Source organism: Loktanella sp. DJP18, from assembly GCF_049310965.1.
Classification (GTDB): Bacteria; Pseudomonadota; Alphaproteobacteria; order Rhodobacterales; family Rhodobacteraceae; genus Loktanella.
On the sequence record NZ_JBMERN010000338.1, the window covers coordinates 1 to 1,112 of the forward strand.

Below are 1,112 nucleotides of genomic sequence, written 5' to 3' on the forward strand. Positions count from 1 at the left end.
CTAACGCAGGAGGTTTTGCAGCGTCGGCGACGCTCGCATCACAGACTCAGTCTTGTCGAGATCGGTGAGATAGTATCCACCCAAATCGACTGGCTTACCCTCTCCCAACGACATTTCGGCAAGAATTGCATCCTCGTTCTCTTCCAGAGCTTTTGCGATGGGGGAGAAATAAGCAAGCAGCTCAGCGTCTTCATTCTGGCTGGCCAGAGCTTTGGCCCAATACAGAGTGAAATAGTAGTGGCTACTGCGATTGTCAGGCTGCCCGACCTTGGCCGCGGGCGATTTGTTGTGATCCAGCACCCCCTGCGTTGCCCGATCGACGGCATGTCCCATGATCCGTGCCTTATCGCTGCCTTTGGTGTCGGCAAGAAATTTAAGACTTTCCCCCAAGGCACAAAACTCGCCCAGCGAGTCCCACCGCAGGTGGTTTTCCTGCACCAGTTGCTGCACATGTTTCGGAGCCGACCCGCCTGCCCCGGTCTCGAACATGCCGCCGCCATTCATCAACTTGACAATGGACAGCATCTTGGCCGAGGTGCCGAGTTCGAGGATGGGGAACAGATCCGTCAGATAGTCGCGAAGGACGTTGCCGGAGATAGCAATGGAATCCTTACCCTTGCGAATAGTTTCCAAGGACAGCCGGGTCGCCGCCCGCGGCGTCAGAATCTGGAACTTATCGGTGACCCCAGCCTTGGCCAATATCGGGCGAACGTATTTTAGAAGCTCGGCGTCGTGGGCACGATCCTCGTCCAACCAAAAGATTGCCTGGCAACCTTCGGATTTCTGACGGCTCATGGCCAGCTGCACCCAATCTTCGATCGGGGCCTGTTTGGTTGACGCAGAGCGCCAGATGTCACCCGCCTCCACGACATGTTCGTGCAGTATGTCGCCGTTCGCCAGCACCATCCGGACGGTCCCGTTGTGCGGGATTTCAAAGGTGGTTGGATGGGACCCGTATTCCTCGGCCTTTTGTGCCATCAGACCGACGTTTTGCACCGCACCGGCCGTCCCCGGATCCAGCGCCCCAGTTTCCTTGAAGTAGAGAATGGATTCGTCGTAGATCGACGCATAGGAACTATCTGGGATGATACAGTTAGTGTCTGCGGCCTTGC

General features: G+C 56.7%; 1 protein-coding gene. It reads right to left on the minus strand.

What is annotated here, in order from left to right; genetic code table 11:
* On the minus strand, nucleotides 1–1,112 hold a 1,112-nt coding region (locus ACOI1H_RS25740; RefSeq protein ID WP_422441175.1), incomplete at its 5' end, for an NADP-dependent isocitrate dehydrogenase.